Here is a 17269-nt window from a genome sequence, read left to right as displayed (position 1 = left end):
GCGGGGACCGCGGCCTCTACCGGGGCCGCCCGACCGGGCGCGGGCCCGGCCGACGTGGTGGTGGAGCGGGAGCGGGCCGCGGCCGCAGAGACACGGAGCCGGTCGGAGCCAGGGGTGCCGGGCGGGCCGGTCAGGGCGCCCAGGGTCGCCACGACCATCCGCCCCCCGAGCTCGGACGGCGGGCCCTGCCGCCAGGAGGCGGTGGTGTCCCCGAGGCCGGTGCGGAGGAGGTCGAGGAGGCCCTGCTCGCCCTCCGGGGCCGCGGGCGATGTCGGCCATGCGGGCCGCGAGCAGCGGCCAGGCCCGCGTCGCGACCAGCAGGGCCGTCTCCTGCTCGGAACCCAGCGTCTCCTGGACCAGGGACACCAGCCAGCCGTTCGCCGCACCCGACACCCCCAACCGCCCCAAAGCCGTGGGCCGGTCGGCCAGGTCCAAGTCGTGCGGGACCGTCAGGCCGGTCGTCAACGGCCCCCACAACGCACGGGCATCCGCACTCACCCCTCCCGGCCCCGCGTGGGCCGGGGCGGCGGCCGGGGCCGAGCCCGCCGCCACCGGGGCCGGGGCCGGGGCGGGGGCGGGGGCCGCGTACGGGTTCACCGGCACCGCCGGGGTGACCCCGGCCGGGCCCGCCACCGCCAACACAGAGGCAACCGCGCGATCCACACCCATCACCGCCACCGTCTACGCCCACGTCCGATTCCGCCTCCAACGCGACGCCATCGACACCCTCAGCACCGCGCTCGGCAGTTCGGAGGCCATCGAGACGGTCAACAGCGACCGCAACGAACCGCCACCCTGCTCCACTCTCGTCCGCTGATGTTGCCGTCAACTACTGCCGTCACCCCACGCAGAAGCCCCGCCAGAACGCACCTGGCGGGGCTTCTAATTTGCTCACGCTAGCCAGAGCTGCGATGTGGGATTTGCGCAACGAGGCCACAAGACCGCCCCGTAGCACCCGTCATAGCGCGGCTATTCATTTCACCGAACGAGCCTTTACCCACTCCAGCTCGAATTCCTCTGGAGTTATCTCTGCAGCAGAAAACTCCGGCTGGCCAGAGATTTCTCGAAGATCGAGCGGGAAAGCGACTTCAGAAAGACCGACACTTGCCGTCTCATGCCAATCGTCTGCCCACTCGACCTTGCCGTCGCGGAAGAATTGAATCTTCCGATTCTCGTACCCGTCTTCGCCGAGCTCGCTCAGATAGAGTATCGGCTCATCTTCGAGATCATGGCTCCATGCCACCTTGACGTACCTCACGCTAGTTCCTTCCAGACCCTACGATGCGGCCAGCGAGATCAAGAGGCTCACTATTTAGTATATAGAAGACCCCTTCTCTTCCCTTACGCACATCTAGCCCGCGCACATCGATCGAAACATAGTGAGAGACCTTTCGCCCGAGCCAGGGCACTCGATAGAAGGCGGCGGATAGCTGCCCGGGCCTCTTCGTTCCAGGCTGAATGTCGGTGAGATACTGGCCATCGCCAAACTTGGCGTCATTTGGGTTCGCCGCTTGAGTGGACGGGCGAAGCTCTTGGCTCGCCAATATTCCATCATGTCCAGCTTCATTCGTGTAGTGATGAAGGACGTCAGGAATGTCGTCATTGCAGTTGTGAACCAGGATCGGCGTGGCGCCCGCCAGTACATAGTACGTGTGAAGGTCAGCGACGGCGAGGTTGTAGACTCGGGCCGTTTGGGTCCAGCGTTCGATTGCTGTGATCTGGACCAGGGTGCCTGCGCTGGTGCGGAGGTACTGGCGCGGGTTGAGGTCCTTCGCTTCGACCCATTCGTCGAGTTCGGGGACCCAGAAGGGGTGGCCGTCTGTTGCTACGACCGCGAGAAGCTTATTTCCTACTTGAAGGGTGACACGGGTCAGGGCCTTCTTTCCTTGCCCCACGATCTCGGCTGTGACCTTCTTGGCCACTGTCTTGCCGGTCTTGGGGTCGGTGGCCAGGACGAGGTCTCCGACCTTGACCTGGGATATGGGCTTCGACCGGCCGTTGGCCAAGAGGACTGGGGTGTCACCCGTGAAGCTGTTGTCTTCGCATGTGTCCTTGAGAGCGGATGCGAGTCCTCTCTTGAGGGGGCTGACGGAACGTGTGGGAATCCGCTTGACCCCACTCTTGCCCGAACCGCCCATGTCCGAGTTGTGCGCGAACGTCAGATAGCTCAGGTAGGAGCGCATCTGGCTGGAGCATGCGTCCCCCATCTCGTGGCAGGTGTTGTACGCGTCTCCGATACGGTCGAAGGCCGATACGTCGGCGTCGGGCTTCGCGAAGCGCTTCTTCAGTTCGCCGTAGTAGCGCTTGTTCCACTCTGCGAGGCTGCGCGGATCGATGTACTTTCTGGCTGCCTGGGTGATGACGACTGCGGCGATGGCCCCTTCATTGCTCCGCGCCACCCACTGGGTCTGGGTCAGTGCCCGGTGGCCGCCGCGACGGGTGGTGCCGTCGCCTTCGCCTGATCCCCCGGTGGTGCGTTCCGTGTGGCCGGTGCCGTCGTCGAGGCCCATGCCGGTCGGGTCGCTGAAGGAGATCGGGTTGTTCTGGGCGTAGCTGTAGCCGTTGAGGGTTTGGTGGCGGTCGAGTTCGAGGAGGGGGTCGACGTTGATGAACTGGCCGGTGCCGGGGTCGTACTCGCGGGCGCCGATGTGGGTCAGGCCGGTGGTGGTGTCTTCGGGGTTCCCGAGGAAGCGCTTGTCATCGGGCCAGCTGCCGACGGGGGTGCCGCGGGAGGCGCCGAAGGGGGTGGTGTAGCGCTTGCTGAGGGCCTGGGTGTCGTCTCCTTCGATGGTCAGGGTGGAGGTGCCGTGGTGGTCGCCCGCCAGGAATGAGAGCTTGGAGGTGCCGGACTCGTTGGTGCGCAGGGCGACTCGGCTGCCGGCCAGGGAGTAGTAGCGGACGGCCCACTTCTTGGTGCCCTTGAGGTGGACCTCGGTGCCCCCGGTGTACAGGATCGTTTCGCCGGTTGCGTTGCGGCGGATGAGGAGTTGGCCTTCGGCGTCGTAGACGTAGTCGGTGGCCGTGGTGCCTTCGGTGAGCTTGGCGAGCTTGCCTTCGGGGTTCCAGAGCAGGGTCTGGGCCGTCGAGCTGCCGGGCTTTTCGACCCGGTGGGTGGAGTTGCCGCTCGCGTCGTACTGGTACTGGGCGGCCACCCCGGTGCAGCTCGCGCCGGTGGTGGTGGCGGCGAGGGTGTGGGGGCGGGCCGGGTCGTAGCAGTAGGTGCGGGTGCTGGGGGTTGCGGTGTTGGTCTTTTCCGTCGCGCGCTGGCCGGCCGTGTTGTAGGTGTAGCCGGTCCAGTAGGGGGCGGCTCCGCCGAGGTTGGCGGTGGTGCGGCCGGAGACGGAGCAGTCGGCGGTCTTGGGTGTCCAGGCTTCGGTCAGGCGGCGCTGGGCGTCGTAGCTGAAGCACTGGTTGTCGGCCTGGGTGAAGGCGCTCAGGGGCGCGGCGTCGAAGATCGACGTGATGTTGCCGGCCTGGTCGTAGCGGTAGGAGAGGTCCTGTACTCGCCCGGTATGGGTCTGGTTGTTGACCGTGGACTGGAGGAGTCGGCCGGTTCCCTCTTCGTAGGTGTTGCCGATGAAGGTCTTGCGGACGCCTGCGGCGCTGGAGCGCGCGAGGGTGGTCTGGATGACCTGTCCGAGGGGTGAGTAGGCGACGTTCTGGACGTAGTCGGTGGTGCCGGTGAGGGCGTCGGGGAGTCCGGCGGCGTTGTAGTGGTGGGTGAGGACTTCCTTGGGGAGGCCTCCCGCGGCGGCGTCGGTGGTGGTGCTGACCGTGCCGTCCAGTCGGTAGTCGACCTGGGATTCGGTGGTGGCCGCGATGGCGCCCGAGGTGACGAGGGCGTCGTCGGCCGGGAGGGTGAGCTGGGACTTGATGGCGCGGCCGAGGCTGTCGTAGCCGGTGACCTGCTGGGTGTACGCCTTGCCCGCGGTGCCGCCTTCGTAGCGGATCGACGCGGTGGGGGCGCCCTTGAGGAGGGTGTCGTAGGTCCAGGCGGCGAGCTTGTTCGCGTCGGTCCGGGAGGTCTTCCACAGGCCGGTCTTGCGGCCGAGTTCGTCGTAGGAGTAGGCGAGGACGGTCTTGCGGGCGTCCTTGGTGGTGTCGACCTTGTCGAGGACGTTGTAGGTGGTGGTGGTGAGGCCCTTGTCGGGGTCGTCGGCCGTGATCTGGCGGCCGAAGAGGTCGTAGGTGTAGGACCACTGGGACTTGTCCGGGCCGGTGACGAGGCTGGGCTTGCCGTCTCGCGTGTACTTGTGGGTCACGCTCGTGTACGGGGTGCCCAGGCCGGTGCCGCCGAACTGGGTGTCGTTCGGTGTGGTGCCGCCGTAGGTCCGGGTCTCGGTGGTGCGCCCGAGGGCGTCGATGATGGTGCGGGAGGCGGTGCCGCCTTCGACGGCGGTGACGGCGACCGAGTCACCGGTGTAGCTGGTGGTGGTGGACCACTTCTCGTCGCCGTAGACCAGCAGGCTGGCCGTGACGGGGCGGCCGGCGCCGTCGAAGGTCGTCTTGGTCTGGTTCGGGGCGCCGCCGGACAGGGCCCGCTTGTATCCGCTCTGCGGTGGTGCGTCCTTGTCCCAGATGTTCGCGTACGTGGCGTAGACCAGGCCGCGGGAGTCGTAGCGGGTGTCGGTCAGGATCCTGCCGCCGGTGGGTGACTCCGTCTGGGTCTGGAGGGGGCGCATCAGGGCGTCCGCGATGGAGTACGCCGTGCGGTAGGTGCTGTCGGCCTTCAGGGTGGACACGGAGGTCCACGGCTCGGTGGTCTTGCTCACCGAGTAGGCGTAGGTGGCGTTGGGTGTGTCGCCGGCATCCTTGCTGCGGTTGGGCAGCCAGGTGGCGGTGATCCGCCCGAGGCCGTCGTAGGTGTTGGCGCGCTGCTTGAGGTTGGCGTCGAACGTCGTGGTGGTCGCGCCGCGCAGGTCGGTGTAGGTGTAGGTCTTGTGTTGTTGTCCGTCGGTGCCGATCTTCGGGGAAGTGACGACGGTGACGGTCAGGGGGCCGCCGGTGGCGGGCGTGTAGGCGGTGGTGGTGGTGTTGCCGTCGGCGTCGGTGGCGGAGATCGGGCGGCCGAGCTTGGCGGTGGCGGTGTCGTAGCCGATGGTGGTGAGGGTCTGCCAGCCGCCGTTCTCTGCCGGGTGGCGTTCCTTGTCGACGACCGTTGCCGGGTACGCCTTGGCGCGGCCGGTCCAGGTGCCCAGGCCGAGGGTCGGCTTCTGGTTGGGCTTCCAGCCGGTGACGGTGCTGTCGTCGTAGACGGTCGCGGTGTCGCTGATGACGTCGCCGCGGGTCGAGGAGGAGGCCGGGAGGTTCAGCTTGTCCTCGGTGATCGCGGCTCCGTCGGCGTCGGTGCAGGCCGAGGCGACCGTCCGGACGCGGGAAGCGAGGTTCGTGAGGCCGGTGGTGGCGTTGCGTGCGTACCAGGTGCGGGTGCACGTTTCGTCGCCCGTGACCGCGGTGTCGCCGGAGTCGGCGACTTGTACGGCGTCACCGTAGGTGTCGTCGAACTTCGTGTCGGTCTGGGTGCGGCGCCAGGTGTTGGAGGCGGGCAGGTAGATCCGCTTGGAGACTCTGTTGGTGCGGATGTAGTAGGCCTTGGTGTCGGCGTACGACTTCTGCTGGCTTGCGCGTCGGGCTCGACCCACGCACCGGCCTCGCCCCTCACCCGTACGGGGACGACGGACTGGTCCAGGCGGAAAGTCTTCCCGTCAGGATTCGCGTATGTGGAAGTGAACTCCGTCCGCTCATGGACGAGTTCGACCGGCTCACCGGTCTCGGCGGCCGACTCCAGAGCACGCTGCTCCCTCGTCACACCGGCCGACGCGGCGACGCTCGCCTCGGCCCCGGCCACCTGAACAGGCAGAACACCACCCATGAGGGCCACACCGAGCCCCGGCAACAGCGCATGCCGCAGCCGCCATCGTTTCAACAACACTGGTCTCATCCCCGAAAAAAGGGGCACTACGGCCCCTGGAAGAAGTAACGATATCTATCGCTAAAGCAAAGGTAAAGACCAGTTAACGACAAAACAAGTCCTGGCAAAATTGCGGAACTTGTCACATTTTGAGAGCGAGGGGCAATGCGCGCACACGTAACCGAAGTATGGAATTTTCGCTTTCCTTAGAAAAGTGCCATTAGGTGCGTCTCACTCACATGCTCTACGGGCGGACACCTCATGCCCGCGGGGGCTGCTGACGGAACGGATCAGGTCAGCACCGGACGACAGTGGGACCAAAAGCCGCCGGACCGGGTAGCGGTCCCGTGGCCGGCAGCACATGCGGGCGCCTCGACCGGTTTCGTGACGGATGCGAGCTCCCCGGCCACCACCCCGGCACCTCTCACGAAATGGCTGAACACAGTCGACACCTGCCACCCAGGGACGGGACTCGACAGGAGGAATCTCACGGCGGCAACACAAATATCAGCCAACGGACGCCCGTCACATCCGGCCCGAGCCGCCGGATCCGAGCCGACCGCCGCTTCACCCCGCCCCGGTCGGCCGCGTTCCGCAACGGCCTCGGGCCGCACCGACACCTCGTCAAGGACGTCGCGCCACGCCACGACGTACTGCACCACGCACCCCTCACGCAGGTGCCCCAGGGGTGGCGGACACCGAGTACTCGCTCACCCAGGGACCGATCCCGGGCGCAGCGCCACGGTCCGACCGCGCGCGTGCGGCTGACCGGCCGCGTCCGGAGATCGAGACCTCTCCTGACCACTGGGCCGTTCCGGCGCCGACGTGATCATCGTGAGGCTCACGAGCGTTCGGATGCTCGGCTTCGATGCCCGAATCCGGGCCGCCACCATGGCGGCCCGGTTCGTAGTCCGAGGCCGGTCACAGGGGGGCGAGGAAGGTCCGACCTGCACGGATGTAGGGTGCGGCGAACATGTGAACGACAGGGGTGGGGACGTATGAAGAAAATTGCCGTTTTCGCCACGGCGGCGGTGGTCGTCGGGCTGACCGGCTGCAGCGGCTCGGGTGAGCCCGAGGCAAACGTCGGGCCGGTGAAGGCGACGAAGCCGGCCGATCCGTCGGCCGCAGCCCGGACGGCCCTGGACCGGGCCTCCTCGACGGCACTCACCAGCGGATCCGCCGAGCTGGCGAGCACCTCCGTCCACGGCGGCCGGACACTTTCGGATCCGGCCCAGGCGGTCGTCTGGGAGGGCCACGGCCCCGCGGAGCAGTCCGGCACCATCGACGGCACGGCGAGCTTCGGCAAGGGGATCCACGTCATCGACTCCGACGGCCGGCTCCCCTACCGCCGAGTCGAGGAGATCCTGTACTACCAGGTGGACAAGCCGATCCCCGGACACCCCGGGAAGACCTGGTTCAAGGAGGACCAGGAGAAGAGCCCGCACAACTCCGCGGGCAGCTTCGACATCAGGGACACCCTGCGCGAGCTCACGGAACTCAAGGACGTGAGCGTCGTAAGGAAGGAAACCGTCGCGGGCAAGGCGACCACGCACTACCGCGGTCACCTGGACCACATCCCCGGCCCGGCAGGTGACCCGGCTCTGGCACAGGTCACCAAACGCATCGTCGACGTATGGATCGGCGACGCAGGCACCCCCGTCAAGATCCTCCAGACCGTGGGCCCCGACAGCGAGACCATGCTCTTCAAGGCCTTCGGCAACGTGGCACCGATCCTCGTACCCCCGGCCGCCGAAACCGTCAGCACGAAGGAGTACCGCGGCTGAGGCTTCCGGCGTCTACTCCCTGGGTGCCCCCGCCTCGAACGCCTACGGAACGGCCTGGACGGAGGCGTTCCGCCCCCGGATCACCTCCACGGGCAACGTTCAGGGCACCGTGGTCACCAAGTCCTTCCAGGACGAGGGCCACACGAGGACCTACCGCCAGTTCCAGCCGAAGCAGGGTGACGAAGCGGGCGATCTGTGGGCCACCACGCCTGCCGACCCGGACCTCACCATCGACTACGTCGACGGGACCGGACAGCCGGCGTCGCGCAAGTGCCCCACGGGATGCCTGCTCTTCTACCCCGGCGCCGCCACCACCCACCGCCCGCCGCAGTTGGTGGGCACCGGGGCCTGGAGCACCGCCATCACCGCCATCTTCTGATCCGCACCACCCGTACCGAGAACGACGGTGGCCTCCGGCGCTCTGCCGGAGGCCACCTCCAGGAGGGCAACTTGCTCACGTCCACACCTCGACGCGCCGCGGCGACGGGAATCGCGGCCGCCGTCGTGGCCGGCCTGCTCGCCGGCGGCTCGCCCGCCTTCGCCGAGGAGGGGGTCCGTCTCTCCGCCAGTGACTCCGTGCTCTACCCCGGCGCACCGTGGCTTTCCGGGCCCGTGCTCGAATCCGGCACCCTGAAGGGCACCCTCGTCTACGCCTTCTCGACCCGGCCCCTCGACGGCTCACGGAAGGGGCAGGAAGGCGTATCCGCTCTGCTGAGCCCGTACGCCGAACGCTGTGAGCGGGTCGCCGGGGCGACGACGGTCTTCACGTGCGCGATCCGGGGAGAAAACGTCTCCCCCGCACCCCACTGGCTGATCGACGAGGACGCCCCGGACCTGTCCACCGTCCACTTCGGTTACGCGTACGTGCCACAGGGCGGGAACATCGCCGGCGGTGTCGAGGATGCCCTGAGCGCCTCCACCCTTGCGCCGTCGGCCACCCGCGGGGCGGCCAAGCTCACGGTCAAGACAGCCGCGCACGCCGCCCTGAACTCCGTCGCGTACACCGTGCCGAACGGGGCCGCAGGGCGTTCCGTGACCCAGAAGCTGACCCTCACAGCGAACGACGAAGGCCGCTTGCTGCTCCGGTTCCGCGTGGCAGACGGTCAGCCCGTCTGGCCGTCGGCGGACATCCGGATCAAGAACCTCAAAGCCGAAGGCGGCGCACAGTGTGAGCTGAACTCGCCGTCCTTCAACGCACGGACGTACAACGTCCTCTGCACCGCCACACCCGGAACCCACCACATCTCCTACACCCTCACCGTACCGGCGGGTCTCCCGACCTGGCAGGTGGAGGCCCACACCGCGTACAAGATCTACACGGGAGGAGAGGCGTCCCGGGACGTCGTGTCGCACGCGGGTTTCACCGTGGGATCCGGACCCCGATTCGACCGCCACCGGCTCCTCGCCCGTGACTCCAAAGGGAGCCTGTTCCTGTACGAGGGCACCGGCTACGGCGACAAGCCCTTCAAGCCCGCGCTCACCATCGGCAGCAGCCTGCAGACCATGACCGCCGCGGCCAAGCTGGAGCCCGTGGCGGAAGACCTCGACTCCGGCAGCGGACGATTGCTGCCCGGTCGCGGCGACCTCGTCGCCAGGGACAGCGCCGGTGTCCTGTGGCTCCACCCGCGGAAGGCCGGTGCGAGCACGCCCTTCGCCCCCCGCGCCAGGATCGGGGCGGGGTGGAACATCTACGACGCCCTTGTCGGCACCGGAGACCTCACCGGCGACCGCAGGTCCGAGCTGTTGGCCCGTGACAAGGGCGGTGTCCTCTGGCTCTACCCTCGCAGCACGAAGGCGGCCGCTTCCTTCGGGACTCGCGTCAGGGTCGGGGCCGGGTGGAGCACCTACACCGCCCTCGCCGGCGGCGCGGACCTGACCGGCGACAGGAAGGCCGACCTCCTCGCCCGGGACAAGAGCGGCACCCTCTGGCTCCACCCTGGATCCGGAAAGGCCACGGCGCCCTTCCTCCCCCGGGTGAAGGTCGGCGCGAGATGGAACGCCTACGACCGGCTGACCGTCGTCGGTGACCTCACCAACGACGGCAAGGCCGACGCCGTCGCGCGGAACTCCGCGGGTGTGCTCTGGCTGTACAAGGGCACCGGAAAGGCGACCTCGCCGTTCACCGCCGCGACCAGGATCGGCGCTGGCTGGAACACTTACGACTCCCTCCTCTGAGCACACCGCACCAGGTGTGAACGCACCTGCCCTCTGCATCCCACAGACCGAATCACGCTCACCGTTCGGTGCGACCCACCCAGGGTTGCACCGAACACGGCGTGCGCCCGCCAGAGCAGGGTCCGGTCCGTCGAGATGCCGGGCCCTTCGACCGGCGGGTGGAGTTGCGCGACAACTGCGGACGCATACCTGCGGGCTGGGCCAGGGTGCCGGTAACCGCGCCGACCACGGCCCCGGGAGACCCCGCGCCCCACCCTCGTCCAACTCGAGTCGGTCAGCCGGCCTCAGGCCGCGAGGAGTGCCGAGCGGGCCGGTTCAGTGCAGGACCTCCAGCTCCGGCCACCTGTCACCTGGCCGGTCGAAGAAGTGGGTGGGGCGTCCCCTCAGGTACCGCGTGAAGAAGGCGACGACGGCGGTGCGCTGGGTGGCCAGGGAACGTCGGGGGTCGATGGTGCCGATGAGTCCGGTCGGGTCGGGGATCGGGAGGTGGCGGAGGAGTTGGGGCAGGAGGGTCTGCAGGTCGGTGTAGGAGCCGTGGGCGGAGTTCCGGAGGCGGAGGGCGTGGCGGGGGCCGGTGGACGCTGCCCAGCAGGAGGCCCAGCTCGGTTCGTTGTGCAGGGTCTTCGTACCGGAGGTCATGAGCAGGAAGGGTTTGGTGAGGCCGCTGTGGGCGACGGGGTCGAGGAGGGCTCCGTCGAGGTCGGCCGCCGCGCTCACGCGGGGTTCGTCGTGGGCGAGTTGGGCGGCGACGGAGCCGCCGAGGGACTGTCCGAGTACGCCGACCCTGCCCGCGTCGGCGGCTTCGGCGAGGCCGTCCGGGAGCGGGCCGGTTCCGGTATCGGGGCGCTCGCCGCGGGTCAGTCGGTCGAGGGTTCGGAGGACGAAGCGGGCGTCGGCGAGGCGGGCCCGGGAGTGTGTGGTGAGGAGGGCGGCGATGACCTCCGGGGTGAGGTCGTCGGGGAGCGGGAGGGCGCGTTCGATGCGGCCGCCGGGGAATTCGACCTGTTCGGTCTCGTAGGTGGAGTCGAGGGCGACGACGAGGTGGCCGTGGCTCGCCAGGTCTTCGACCAGGGTGGTGCCGAGGGCGCGTGATCCTCCGTCGCCGGAGGAGAACAGCACTACGGGCAGCCGGCCGGCGCGGCGGGCGACGGGTGCGCCGGTGCGGGCGTGGGTCCTGATCCCCTGCCAATCGGCTGCGCCGGTGGGGACGCCGAGGGACGGTGCGGAGTGTGCGTCCCAGTCGGCCGCTGCGGCCGGGGGCAACCAGGGAGCCGTCGGGTTCCGTGGTGCGGGTTCGGCCGGATACCACAGGCCGGCCATGATCTCCCGATAGGGCTTGGCGGGTCGTAGGGGGTCGGGGCGGCCGGTGTCGACCAGGTGCAGTGGCACGGTGCCGACGGGCCAGGGCCCGGTTGGCGCGGGTAGGCGCAGGGGGACGGGGGTGCCGGGGGCGTGGCGGCTGCTCGGTGTCGGGGCGGCGGCCACGCCGGCGAGCGCGGCCGCCCCGAGTGTGCCGAGCAGGGCGCGGCGGGTGGTGGGCATGGATGCGTGCTCCTGGGGTGGGTTTCCGGGTGGCCACCAGGATCGCGCCGCGGAGGCGGCGGGACGCCCTGCCGGGGGACGATCTCGTGAGTGGGTGCGGGTAGCCCCGGGGCGCGCTTGCTCCTTCGTGCGGATGAGCTCCTGGTGTTCCGGGGTCTCCCCCGGTCTCCGCCCGTGGGCGGATACCCGTGCGGGTCGGGGGCTCTACCGTGGGGCTTCGGCGAGGGGGCCAGGCGACGCGGACGCGAGGACGGACACGATGGGCGAGACCGGCGAGGTACGAGCGGGCCCGTCGGGCCCGGTGACGGCGTTGTGGCGGGTACCGCCCCTGGTGGTGGACATCGGGCTCGCCGCGGTCCTGTTCCTGGTGACGCTCGGGCCGGGGCGGGTGGACGGTGGTACGGGTTTGGCGCTGCAGTGTGCTCTGGTCCTGCCGTTGGTGTGGCGGAGGCGGGCGCCGCGGGCGGTGTTCGCGGTGATCGCCGTCGTAGGGCTCGTGCAGTGGTTGTCGGGGGTTCAGCTGCCGGCCGACGTGGCGTTGTTGGTCGCCCTCGGGACGGTGGCCGCGCGGGCGTCGTACCGGTCGGCGTGGGCGGCGGTTCTGGTGGCGGTGATCGGGGCGGTGCTGGCGGCGGCGCGTTGGGCGCCTGAGGGCAGGTTCCTCGCTTCGGCCGCCACGATGACGGCGGCGGTGGCCGCGAGTGCCCTGGTCGGGGCGAACACCCGATTCCGGCGGGCCGCACGGGCGGACCGGCTGGCTCGGCTGCAACGGGACCGCGATGAGCAGGAGCAGCGGGCGGTCGCGGAGGAACGCGCCCGGATCGCGCGGGAGTTGCATGACAGTGTCACGCACGGCTTGTCGGTGGTCGTGGCGTTGGCGGACGCGCTCGGGCACGCGCGGCCGGCCGACCCCTCGGCTGTGACGGCCCGGATCGCGGAGACCGGGCGGCAGGCGCTGACCGACATGCGGCGCGCACTGGACTTGATCCACGACGCCGGTACCGACTCGATCCCCAGGGACGACCGGCGATCGCCTCCGGGGATCGAGCAGCTCGGGGCGCTGTGCGACCGGACCGAGGCGGCGGGCCTGGTCACCCGACTGCGCGTGGACGGCGAGACGGCCGGGGTGCCGGCCGCGGCGCAGCTGACGGTGCACCGGCTCGTCCAGGAGTCGCTGACCAACGTTCTGCGTCACGCGCCGGCGGGAGCGCACGCCGAGGTGCGGGTGTCCTGTGGGCCGGGGGCGGTCACGGTCGAGGTGACCGACGACGGGCGGGCCGAAGGGGACGGGCGGCCAGGAGGCGCCGGGGCCGGGCGGGGTCTCGTGGGGATGCGGGAGCGCGCCGCGGCTTTCGGCGGCGTCCTGGAGGCGGGCCCGCGGCCGGGCGGCGGCTGGCGGGTCTTCGTACGGCTCCGTCTCGGGGGCACGTCGTGAGCGTCCGCGTGCTGCTGGTGGACGACGAGGAACTGCTGCGGCTGGCGTTCGGCATGATCCTGCACGCGGAGCCGGACATGGAGCCGGTCGGAGAGGCGGCCGACGGGGCAGCTGCGGTGGAGCTGGCGCGGGCGGTGCGGCCGGACGTGGTGCTGATGGACGTGCGGATGCCCGGCACCGACGGCATCGAGGCGACCCGGCGGTTGCTGCGCGAGGTCCCCGGGACGCGGGTGCTGGTGCTCACCACCTTCGATCTGGACGGGTACGCCTTCGCCGCGTTGCGGGCCGGGGCATCCGGCTTCCTGCTGAAGAACAGCCGGCCGGAGGAACTGCTGGCGGCCATCCGTGACGTGGCCCGGGGCGATGCCGTGGTCTCCCCCCGGGTGACCCGGCGGCTGCTCGACCGCTTCGCGCACCGACTCCCCGTCACCGGGGCCGACGGCGGCGCGGACACGGAGCGACTGAGCATGCTGACCTCGCGCGAGCGGGAGGTGCTGCTGGGGGCCGCCCGCGGCCTGACCAACACCGAACTCGCCGCCGCCCTCGATCTCGCCGAACCCACGGTCAAGAAGCACCTCGGCCGCGTCCTGGCCAAGCTGGATCTGAGGGACCGAGTACAGGCGGTGATCCTCGCGTACGAGTGCGGGCTCGTCGGACCTGGAGAGGAGCGGCCGGGTGTCGAGCGGGGTTGAGCGGCTCGGTCGACGCCGTCCGGCGGGCCCCGGCCACGGGGTCGGGGGGCTTCGGTGATCCTGCCGCCGTGGCTCCACCCGTTGGGGCCGGAGGTGTCGTCTCCGTTCCGGGCATGGGCGGAGGATGATGAAGGAGCCTCTCGGGCACTCGTTCAGAAGAGGCCGGCGTACACGTGTTGCCAGTCGGTGATCGCCTGGGCGATCGGCGAGGTGGCGCCGATCGCCGCGCCCGCATGGGCGATCGCGGTGAGCGCAAGCCGGGCTCTGGTGACCAGCCGGCGCTCGGTCGGGTTGGCGGCGGCTTCGGAGACGTCAGCGAGGTTGTCCAGCAGCTCCGCCCGCTGCTGGTCGGAGAGCGCCTGTTCCTGCTGGATCGCCGCGTTGAGGGCGTCGAGCGCGGCCGCCGAGCGCTCGTCGCCACGCTCCATGATCGCTGCGACGTTCGAGCCGATGATCTGGATGGTTTCGGCGATGTTCACCGCGCCGACGTTGCCGTGAATGGTGACCGGTTGACGTGGTTCGCCCATGCCGGATCGGTTGGTGTACTCCTGCATCTGGAACGAAACCTCCGTCAGGTAGTTCAGTGCGATGGCCAGGTGGCCGAGGTTCAGTCGTCGGCGGACCTCGGCGGTGATCGCGTCCGGTTGCCAGGCGGCTATGGCCTCGGTGCCCTTGGTCATCCGGCGAAAGCGGCCGGTGACCTCGGTGGTCAGGAAGCCGTCGAGGAGTTGGCCGCCGAGGTCCCAGTCGGACGGCTTCAACGTGGCCTTGCCTCCGGCAAGCCTGGTGAACCGCTGGGTGCGGTCCACCAGGAAGTCGTTCAGCCGCTCGTCGATCGCGGAGGGGGCGGCGTGCGCCACGAACCTGGCGTCCTGGGGCGGGTGGAGCAGCCGGACCGGTTCGAATGGCGTGCGCGATTCAAGGCCGCCGGCGGCTTGGCGCAAGCTGTCCCGGAGGGCTGTCAGCAGGGCGGGCCATTCTCCCTCCGGGAGCACCGGACGCTGCTGCGGCCCTTCGAAGGCGAGGGAGTGGTCCACCGCGTCGGTGGCCTTCCGTGCCGCCGTCGTGACCGGTCCGAGCTCACCCACCGCCGGGTGCAGCACCTCCAGGAGCGCCTGCCGGGCGGTCGACCAGGCCAGAGCGCCGTCGACCAGGTCCACCGCCGCGCTCGTCAGCCGTGACCCGAACTCGATCCGCTCCCAGTCCAGTTCTCCGCCGCGCCGCCGGAAACGGGCCCGTTTGCATCCGCCACCCGGCAGCGTGTCCAGTTCCCGGCTGAGTCGCCGCGCCTCTTCGGCCACTGCAAGGATCAGGTCAGTGACCGTCCCGGCCAGCAACTGCCGACCCTGTTCCGCGTCCGGCAGGTCCACCGTACGGCCGTTTCGCAGCGTCACCGGCCGGAGAGCAACCTGTACGGAACGGCCGTCGGCGCCGGCGCTCCCGGCGGGACCGGGCAGGTAGGGGTTCTCGTCCCCCCGCGGCAGACGGGCCCGGCCCTCTTCCTGCCAATGGGCCACCTCGGTCGCGATCTCAATGCGCCGGCGGTGCATTTCCTGTTGCGCCTCCGCCCGCGATCTTTCCTCCCGCTCAGGCGCCTTCCTTTGCCAGTACGCGACCGGAAACCCGATCGCGCCGGCGTAGAAGATCAGGGTCGAAAGGCCTTCATTGCTGTCGTGCACCATGAACATCAAAGCGATCCACGCGACGATCCCCCAACCCATGCCCCACCTCGCCCCCCGCGTGTGTCATGACCATCCAGGCTCGCACAGGGAGAGCCGCTTCGAAACCGGGTCTTCCGGCCGAGAGGGCGGCGAACGGACGGGGCCGGAGTCCGGCCTTCGACCGAGGCGCCCTGGATCTCGAACGCGTACCGGCGACCTGGGGATTGTCCCTCCGTCGGTGAATCTGATCGCCTGCCATCGATTTCCCATGGGTTTACGGGGTACGCGTGTGCAGCACAGCTGAATGACGAGCCGCAGTTGGTTGCGTGGGAGTGGGGCGGAAAGCGACGTGTCGTACGTGCAGCAGTTGGCCAAAGGAGCGGGGCAGGGCTCGCCGTCCTTCTGGATCATCGCCATCGGTTTGATCGTGATCGTGGGAGTGGCCCTCCTGGTGAGCAGGGCGCGCAAGAGATAGGACGTGGGGCTCACACGGTCCGCCTTCGACGGCAGCTGATCCGGCTTCGTTGTCATGCGACTCGGGCCCCAAGGAGGCGTGCTGCGCGCCGCGTTTCGCCGATGGACCCGTTCCAGAAGTGAGCCTGGTGAGCCGTGCCCTTGCCGGCTCCGTCGCGTCGGTCGCGACCACCGATGAGGATCTGCTTGGCGGGGCCGGTTTGGGGGCGGAACCCGTGCAGGGAGACGGCGAACGTGTTGTTAGCGCAGACCGCGCGGGCTCGATGGCCCCGCCGTGCGGGGCGATGACGGCGGTGCTGACGACGGGAGCGCTTGAGCTGCTGAGATTGTCGAAGAGCCCGGCATCCGGGGTCGAGCGGAAGTGCCTCATCCAGTCGCGGCCCTCCTGGTACTGGCCGCTGCTGTAGAGCAAGGTGTTCGAGTCGAACGTGTCCTTGGTGGCCGCGGCGGCGGCCACCGTGGTCAGGACCGAGCGTCGGCTGGTGTGCTTCATGGAGTGTTCCTGTTCCACCGCCCGGCGAACCGGGCGTGGAGGGGACGAAGGCCGGACGTTCGACGGAAGTCCGGCGCCAGTCGGCGTTCCGCCGATGACCGACGTGATGGAGGTGGCTCGTGGTCCGACGCAGGCATGCCTCACCGGGATGCGAGCCGCGAGTACGTTGCGGGGCCGGGCGTCCAAGGGGCCCCTGATGGCCGAGTGAACACAGCCGGACAGCAGTGTGTCCACGAGGGCCAGGCCGTGGCCGCCCGGATCACGGGTGGTGAACCCCGCGGGGAACGGCAGTGGTGCGTACTCGTCGTGGAGGCGCGACAGCGTCTCGACCTGTGCTTCCGTCATTCCATGGTTGTGCACGACACGCATGTCTGCGTACGTTGTGCGCGATGTTCGAGGGGTGGCGATCAAGGCATCGGTCAGCTCAAGCTCGGGCGCGAGCCGGCCACGACCCGGGGCGCCTGGTTGTTGTCATGCCTGTCGACGGACGGACAAGGAGTCCGAAGTGCGTGGGGTTCGGAGCGGGGTGGCGGGCATGGTGCTCGCGTTCGTCGGCATGTCCGGTGCGGCAGATGCGACGGGTTCGGAAGCGGCGGCCTTCCCTCTTGCCGGGGTCACTTTCGGCGGCGGGGTGGGGGAAACCGCGGTGACCCGCGTACCTTACCTGGGAGGGGTGTCCGAGTACGGGCCCCGACCGGAACGGGTCACCCTCAGGCTGCCCGAGGGCACCCGGGTGGCCGAGTACGACGGGAAGCAGTACTTCGCCTCCGAGGAGTACACGTGCGGCAACCCCGGGGAGACCACTTTCACCTGCGACCTCACGCGGAACGAAACGTACTTCCTCCTCGCGATCGACCGCGCGGTGCCCGGCGCCACCGGGGAAGCCACCGTGGTGATGGCTCCGGGTGACACGGTTCCCCACAACGACCGCGCGCCCATTCGCCTCCGGCTCACCGGCATACCCGATACATCCTTTTCCGGACATGGGCCCGTCGCAGCGGTCGCGGCAACGGCTGCCCTCGCCCTCGCCGCCACCGCGGCCTTCCTGCGGCGCCGCGCCCGCACGGCGCCCGGTGACGCATGAACTGCTGCGGGCGATCGG

At 69.5% G+C, this 17269-nt stretch carries 11 protein-coding genes; 7 read left to right on the top strand and 4 right to left on the bottom strand.

From position 1 onward, the window contains the following. Nucleotides 1-277 precede the first annotated feature (277 nt). Nucleotides 278-817, top strand: a complete 540-nt coding sequence (locus ABTZ17_RS13365; RefSeq protein ID WP_352195703.1) for a hypothetical protein — start codon at nt 278-280, stop codon at nt 815-817. A 156-nt stretch (nt 818-973) separates the two neighbouring features. On the opposite strand, the gene ABTZ17_RS13360 is transcribed toward ABTZ17_RS13365, so the two are convergent. Further along, nucleotides 974-1258: a DUF6881 domain-containing protein gene (locus ABTZ17_RS13360; protein WP_352195702.1), complete on the bottom strand. Its 285-nt coding sequence runs from the start codon at nt 1256-1258 to the stop codon at nt 974-976. 1 nt (nt 1259) lies between these two features. After that, the gene (locus ABTZ17_RS13355; RefSeq protein WP_352195701.1) at nt 1260-5642 is read right to left on the bottom strand and encodes an HYD1 signature containing ADP-ribosyltransferase family protein; all 4383 of its coding nucleotides are present in this window, start codon (nt 5640-5642) and stop codon (nt 1260-1262) included. A gap of 1267 nt (nt 5643-6909) precedes the next feature. On the opposite strand from ABTZ17_RS13355, the gene ABTZ17_RS13350 reads away from it, so the two are divergent. The 3 genes from ABTZ17_RS13350 (at nt 6910) to ABTZ17_RS13340 (ending at nt 9870) form a co-directional block, all read left to right on the top strand. Next, on the top strand, nt 6910-7695 hold the full coding sequence (locus ABTZ17_RS13350; protein WP_352195700.1) for an SCO4651 family lipoprotein: 786 nt from the start codon (nt 6910-6912) through the stop codon (nt 7693-7695). A 109-nt stretch (nt 7696-7804) separates the two neighbouring features. Beyond that, nucleotides 7805-8074 (top strand): hypothetical protein, encoded by a 270-nt coding sequence (locus tag ABTZ17_RS13345; protein WP_352195699.1) that lies wholly within the window; start codon nt 7805-7807, stop codon nt 8072-8074. 71 nt (nt 8075-8145) lie between these two features. Next, the gene (locus tag ABTZ17_RS13340) at nt 8146-9870 is read left to right on the top strand and encodes an FG-GAP repeat domain-containing protein (RefSeq protein WP_352195698.1); all 1725 of its coding nucleotides are present in this window, start codon (nt 8146-8148) and stop codon (nt 9868-9870) included. 315 nt (nt 9871-10185) lie between these two features. Here ABTZ17_RS13340 and ABTZ17_RS13335 read toward each other — a convergent pair whose 3' ends face one another. Further along, nucleotides 10186-11412, bottom strand: a complete 1227-nt coding sequence (locus ABTZ17_RS13335) for an alpha/beta hydrolase family protein (protein WP_352195697.1) — start codon at nt 11410-11412, stop codon at nt 10186-10188. A gap of 259 nt (nt 11413-11671) precedes the next feature. Here ABTZ17_RS13335 and ABTZ17_RS13330 point away from each other — a divergent pair, with 259 nt between their 5' ends. Next, nucleotides 11672-12847, top strand: a complete 1176-nt coding sequence (locus ABTZ17_RS13330) for a sensor histidine kinase (RefSeq protein ID WP_352195696.1) — start codon at nt 11672-11674, stop codon at nt 12845-12847. Next, nucleotides 12844-13539, top strand: a complete 696-nt coding sequence (locus ABTZ17_RS13325; protein ID WP_352195695.1) for a response regulator transcription factor — start codon at nt 12844-12846, stop codon at nt 13537-13539. The genes ABTZ17_RS13330 and ABTZ17_RS13325 overlap by 4 nt, the downstream gene beginning before the upstream one ends. Nucleotides 13540-13691: 152 nt before the next feature. On the opposite strand, the gene ABTZ17_RS13320 is transcribed toward ABTZ17_RS13325, so the two are convergent. Beyond that, nucleotides 13692-15260 (bottom strand): hypothetical protein, encoded by a 1569-nt coding sequence (locus ABTZ17_RS13320; protein ID WP_352195694.1) that lies wholly within the window; start codon nt 15258-15260, stop codon nt 13692-13694. A gap of 1433 nt (nt 15261-16693) precedes the next feature. Between ABTZ17_RS13320 and ABTZ17_RS13315 the strand changes: the two genes are divergently transcribed. Continuing rightward, nucleotides 16694-17251 (top strand): hypothetical protein, encoded by a 558-nt coding sequence (locus ABTZ17_RS13315; protein WP_352195693.1) that lies wholly within the window; start codon nt 16694-16696, stop codon nt 17249-17251. The last annotated feature ends 18 nt before the right edge of the window (nt 17252-17269 follow it).

Origin of the sequence: Streptomyces sp. NPDC097619 (genome assembly GCF_040302735.1) — a bacterium.
In the GTDB taxonomy this organism is placed as follows: Bacteria; Actinomycetota; Actinomycetes; order Streptomycetales; family Streptomycetaceae; genus Streptomyces.
The sequence above is the reverse complement of the archived record's forward strand: the minus strand, read 5'-3'. Positions and strand labels throughout refer to the sequence as shown.